Raw genomic sequence first — 5,494 nt, 5'->3', positions numbered from 1 at the left:
GGGCGTGCATCTGCGCCCGGTCGGACGCCAGCTGCGCATAGTGCGCATGGAACTGCTTGTGCCAGTGCAGGGCCTCGGCATGGGCGCCCAGCGCCTCGTGCACGTCGCACAGCAGGCGGCAGCAGCTTTGCAGGTAGGCCGCATCGCCCGTTGGCGCCAGCAGCGCATGAGCGGCTTGCAGGCGCTGCAGCGCAGCCGCGGGCTGCCCGTCCTGCAGGTCCATCTCGGCCAGGTTCAGCAGCGCGATGGCGGCGGCCACGCCGCCGTCCTCGCCCGCTTCGTCATGCACCGCCTGCAGCGTCAGGCGGGCGGCGGTGAGGTCGCCCAGGCCCAGCTGCGCCACGGCCTGGTTGTGACGGGCACTGCGCATGGCATGCACGTCGCCCGCTGCGGTGGCCAGGCGCAGGTACTCGCCCGCATGATGCAGGGCCCGCTGGCGCCTGGCCTGGGCTTGCGCCGGGTCGGTGGCCTGGCGGCCCAGCTCGCCCTCCACGCTGGCCAGGCTGCCATGGGCCACGGCCTGCAGATCCACATCCGCGGCCGCAGCGGCCAGCGCCTGCATGTGCTGGAAGCTGGCCAGGGCCTCCGGCCAGCGCGCCATGGCCCATTGCACGGCGCCCAGGGCTTCGGCCGCGGCGGCTTGGGCACCGGCATCGCCGCTGGCCTCGGCCAGCTGGCGCGCCTCGTGGGCTTCGTCGGTGGCTTTTTCGATCCGTCCCAGCGCGTTGAGCGCATGGGCCCGCTGCACGCGGGCGCGGCATTCACGCGCAGGATCGGCCGCTTGTTGCGCCACTTCCACCGCCTGGCCACTGTCGGCCAGTGCCTCGTCGAGCCGGCCCTGCCGACGCGCGATGCGGGCCAGCAGGGTGTGCGCATCGGCGCGTTGCGCCGCGTCGCCCTGGTCAACCAGCGCCTGGGCGGCGGCACGTGCGGCCTGCAGCCGGTCTGCGCGGAACAGCGGCATCGGATCGGCAAGGCAAGCCCGGGAAACGGCTGTGGGGCGGGGCATGGCAGAACGGGAAGGGCAGCGCCCGATTCTGGCAGCAGCCAGGCGCCGGCTCCCGCCTCAGGGCGCCTGCTGGCTGCGCGCCGGCTGTGGCATGGCGCCGGGCCCGGGGCCCACGCCCGCGCTGCGCTGGCGCAGGCCTTCGATCACGCCGGCGGCGGCGGCCTGCGGGCTCAGGTCGCCTTCGGCCTCGTCGCGGTGCTCGTCGGCAATCGCCTGGATCGTGTCCTCGATCTCGAAAAAGGCATCGAGCACCGCGGGGTCGAAGGTGGTGCCGCGCAGCTCGCGCATCATCTGCGTGGCCTTGGCGTGGCTGAAGGGTTCCTTGTAGCAGCGGCGGCTGATCAGCGCGTCGTAGATGTCGGCCACCGCCATGATGCGCCCGGCCAGCGGAATGTCCTGGCCGGCCAGGCCCAGCGGGTAGCCGCTGCCATCCCACTTCTCGTGGTGGGTGGCGGCGATGTCGCCGGCGATGGTCAGGAAGTTGTCGCCGTCGATGCGCTGAGCGGTGCTGAAGATGATCTTGCGGCCGAACTCGGCATGCTGCTTCATCAGCACCATCTCGTCGTCGGTCAGCCGCCCCGGCTTGAGCAGGATGTGGTCGGGCACGCCCACCTTGCCGATGTCGTGCAGCGGCGCCGACATGAACAGCAGCTCGATGTAGTCGTCGGTCAGCAGCGCCAGGTGCTGGCCGGTGGCGCGCAGCCGCAGCGCCACCGCGCGCACGTAGTGCTGCGTGCGCTTGATGTGGGCGCCGGTCTCGGGGTCGCGGGTTTCGGCCACCGACGCCATCGATTCGATGGTGACCTGGCGGGCGTTTTCCAGCTGGCGCCGCCAGGCTGCCGCGCGCCTGCGCTCCAGCGCGAAGCGGGTGATGAAAAGCCCCGTGGCCAGCAGCAGCCCCACCGCCACCGGCGCCGCCGCCGGCACCAGCAAGCCGGTGCGCAGGTACAAGGCTGCAGCACCCGCCTGCACCGCCGCCGGCAGCAGCAGGCTGCCGGCCACCAGCAGCGCGATGCCCTGCACACCGATGTACAGCGCGGCCATGGCCAGGCCCACCGCCAGGCTGGCGGCCAGCGCCAGCGCCGGGCCCCAGGCAGGCTCCACCGCGAAGCGGCCCTGCAGCAGGTTCTCGGCCATCAAGGCATGCAGCTTCAGGCCGGGAAAGTCGGGTGCCAGCGCGGTGCGGTGCAGGTCCTTGAGGCCCACGGCCGAGGTGCCGATGAACACCACCTGGCCACGGAAGCGCCCTGCGGGCACCTGGCCGGCCAGCAGGTCCACCGCCGGCACGGCCGGGTAGCTGGCCGGGCCGCCGGCAAAGCGCAGCCGATGCTGGCCGCGAGCGTCGATGGGCACGGCCTGCGCGCCCACCTGCAACACCAGGCCATCGGCGGTGCTGCGCACATCCAGGCTCTGCAGGCCCTGCGCACGCATCACCGCCGCCAGTGCCAGGCTGGGGTGGATCGCGCCCTGGTGGCGGATGAGCAAAGGCAGCCGGCGCAGCACGCCGTCGTCGTCGGGCCGCTGGTTGACGAAGCCGGTGAGCCGCGTGCGTGCGGCGATCGGCGCGGTGTTGTCCAGCACGCCGGTGGCCTCGTCCAGCGCCAGCAGGTCGGTGCGGCCGGTGACGGGCGGTGGCAACGCCCGGCCGCCCTCGACCCGGCTGCTGTGGTCGAAGTAGAAGTAGCGCGCGCCCACCACGCCGGCCTGCGCGATGCGGTGGCCCAGGAAGCCGTCGTTGTCCATCAGCCCTTCGGGCACGCCGGCGATCTGCAGATCGAGGCCGAAGTCGCGCTGGAAGGTGGCTTGCAAGGTGTGCAGCGAGCTGCGGTCGGGCTCGGGAAACAGGATGTCCAGCACGATGGCCGCCGGCTGGTCGGCGCGGATGCGATCGATCAGCTGGGCCACCCGGTAGCGCGGCCACGGCCACTGGCCCACGGCCGCCAGGCTGACGTCGTCGATGTCCACCACCACGCTGCGCGAGGCCGGGGCGGCCTGGGCATCCAGCCGCGTCAACGGGTCCTGCAGCGCATGCTGCAGCGGCGCCAGCCACTGCGGCTGCGACAGGCCCAGCGTGCCCACCGCCAGCGCCAGCAGCAGGCCGGCCACCAGCATGGCGGCGGCCTGGCGCGGCGTGACCTTGTGGCCCAGCGTGCCGCCTGCGCGGTGGCTGGCGGGCATCAAAGCACCATCACTTCGGCGCGCCGGTTGCGCGGCTCGGCCACGCCCGGCGGCGTGGGCACCAGCGGCTCGGCATCGCCGAAGGACTGCACCGCGATGCGGTCCAGCGTGGGGTCGCTCCTGCGCAGCCAGTCGGCCACGGCCTGCGCCCGCTCGGCCGACAGGCGCAGGTTGCGCTCGCGGCTGCCGATGCTGTCGGCATGGCCGAAGACAGTGATTTCGGTGGGCTTGCGTTCGCGCACCGCGGCCAGCAGCGCGGGCAGCTGTGCCTTGGAGGCTTCGGTCAGCACCGAGCGGTCGAGCACGAAGTGCAGCGTGAAGCTGACGGGCTTGGGCGGCTGCGCCTTCAGCAACCGGGCATGCGCCGCGTCCACCGCGGCCTGGCCCAGCGGCACGGCGGCGGTAGGCGGCGCGGTGGCCGTGGCGGCCGGGCCGGTGGCCGTGGTGGCGGCAAAGGCCTCGCTCACCCGCTGCGTGCCGGCCGCATTGCTCACCAGCACCGCGCCCACCTGGCCGTCTTCATCGGGCAGCAGGGTGACGGTGGTGCGCGGCTGGGGTGGTGGGGGCGGCGTGGCGCAAGCGGCCAGCAGGCAGGCGGCCACGGCCGCCGCCACGGCCCGGCGAATGCGGGCGGCCGTCATTCGGCCTCGACGATGAAGCGCGTGCCGCGCACGCCGACGGTGGCCGTGGGCGTGCCCACCTTCACCGACTCGGGCGACAGCTTGCCGATCTTGCCCGACGCATACACCGCCTTGCCGCGCGACAGGTACAGGTCGAACTGGTACCTGGCGTCCTTGGGCTCGAACACGTAGTCGCGCAGCTCGATCTCGCTGGCGGGACCCAGGGTCACGGCGGTGCCGTCCTTGAACATGATGCCGGCGGTGGCATCGGCGGCCGAGACCAGCCGGTCGGCCACGTACAGCGGCATGCCAGCGGTGGCCGTGACAGGCCCGCTGTTGCGCACGACGGTGACGCTGCCGCTCACGCTCTTGAACAAGGCGACATGTTCGCCGGTGGGCGCGGCGGCCAAAGGGCCGGCCATGGCGGCCGCAAGGGCCCATGCGGCCATGGTGGCCAAGGTCGATCGAGACATCCGAGCCTTACTGCTTTGCCCTGGTAGCTCCTCATCGACCCCTGCCCGGGTCGCTTGACCCTGGCTGTGTAACCAATGCGCTCGGCAAGGGGAGGTAGCTCGCCCTGCGGGGACGAAGAACCGACCTGCGAAGGGCCGCCAGCATCGCTTTTCCGTGTGCCTTGCAGGCCACCGCAATCGACTGTGGCCACTGGCTGGTGGAATCAGGCCACGGTGCCCGCTGACGTGGCCGCCGCAGCCGCCAGGATCTCGGCCGATCCGCAGGTCACGGCGCTGCTGGACGACCAGAGCACGCCCACCGCGGCCAAGTCGCGCTGGAACCAGTTCCTGGAGCTGGTGCGCATGCCTTCGCCCTCGCGCGAGGAATACCGCTCGGCCGCCGAGATCCACCGGCGCATGGTCAACGACTGGGGCTTTGCGCCCAACGAGGTGATGACGCGGCCGCCGGCCGGAAACCCCGGCGCAGCTGGCCGCCCTCCCGACCGAGCTGTCCTTCGATGCGGCCAACCGCATCATCGAGAACGGCGAGTACAACGTGGCCAGCCAGTGGTTCACCACGGCCACCGCCGCGCAGGCTCGAACCCGCTGAACTTGGTGGCCAACTTCGGCCTGGAAGGCGGCGGCATCGTCAACTTCCTGGGCAGCGACATCCTGATGCAGCAGAACCTGCCCGCCAGCAGCTACCTGATCATGAACCTGACGGGGGGCAACTCGGTCAACAGCATCGCGTCGGACGGGCTGATCGAGGTGCGGCTGACCGCGGCCAATGCGCCGGCCTACCAGTCGCTGGTGGCGGCAGTGACCGAGCTGGCCCATGCCGGCGCCACCGCGGAGAACAACTTCCGCGGGGTCAAGGTGGGCGACCTCACGTCGGGCGCGCCGGCGTGGGTACGTGCCTCGGTCAAGTGAGCGACTAGAAGCGGACGAAGTCCGTTTCGCTCAGGTCCGCCTCTGCCAGCCGGCGGGCGGGCCTGGGCGCCACCGTGGCCAGCTTGGGCCGCGCAGGCCGGCTGCGGGAGGCCACCGACACCACGGCGGCCGGCGCTGCACGGCGGCCCGGCGCTTCGGCAGACGGGGCGGCAGCGGCGCCCGCGGCTCGCGGCAGCACGAAGAACGACATCGCCTGCTGCAGCTCGGTGGCCTGGGCGCTCATCTCCTCGGCCGTGGTGGCCAGCTCTTCGGAGCTGGAAGCGTTTTGCTGCGTGGTCTGGCTC

At 72.3% G+C, this 5,494-nt stretch carries 4 protein-coding genes and 2 pseudogenes; 1 reads left to right on the top strand and 5 read right to left on the bottom strand.

The genetic code is table 11. The features are described from left to right. The 4 genes and pseudogenes from ABNT58_RS10505 to ABNT58_RS10490 all read right to left on the bottom strand — a co-directional run. Positions 1-964: pseudogene (locus ABNT58_RS10505) on the bottom strand (hypothetical protein); the annotation flags it as partial. Positions 965-1,066: 102 nt separating this feature from the next. Next, positions 1,067-3,187: a CHASE2 domain-containing protein gene (locus ABNT58_RS10500; RefSeq protein ID WP_348753429.1), complete on the bottom strand. Its 2,121-nt coding sequence runs from the start codon at positions 3,185-3,187 to the stop codon at positions 1,067-1,069. After that, positions 3,187-3,828 (bottom strand): OmpA family protein, encoded by a 642-nt coding sequence (locus tag ABNT58_RS10495; RefSeq protein ID WP_348753428.1) that lies wholly within the window; start codon positions 3,826-3,828, stop codon positions 3,187-3,189. Before ABNT58_RS10495 ends, ABNT58_RS10500 begins: the two co-directional genes overlap by 1 nt. Then, positions 3,825-4,229, bottom strand: a complete 405-nt coding sequence (locus ABNT58_RS10490; RefSeq protein WP_348753427.1) for a FecR family protein — start codon at positions 4,227-4,229, stop codon at positions 3,825-3,827. The genes ABNT58_RS10495 and ABNT58_RS10490 overlap by 4 nt, the downstream gene beginning before the upstream one ends. Positions 4,230-4,493: 264 nt before the next feature. Between ABNT58_RS10490 and ABNT58_RS10485 the strand changes: the two genes are divergently transcribed. After that, the gene (locus tag ABNT58_RS10485; protein ID WP_348753426.1) at positions 4,494-5,189 is read left to right on the top strand and encodes a hypothetical protein; all 696 of its coding nucleotides are present in this window, start codon (positions 4,494-4,496) and stop codon (positions 5,187-5,189) included. A gap of 4 nt (positions 5,190-5,193) precedes the next feature. Here the strand turns inward: ABNT58_RS10485 and ABNT58_RS10480 are convergent. Beyond that, a pseudogene (locus tag ABNT58_RS10480) lies at positions 5,194-5,494 on the bottom strand (methyl-accepting chemotaxis protein); the annotation flags it as partial.

Origin of the sequence: uncultured Aquincola sp. (assembly GCF_964001545.1) — a bacterium.
Classification (GTDB): Bacteria; Pseudomonadota; Gammaproteobacteria; order Burkholderiales; family Burkholderiaceae_C; genus Aquincola.
Note: the sequence above shows the minus strand (reverse complement) of the source record. Positions and strands in the feature narration are given on the sequence as shown.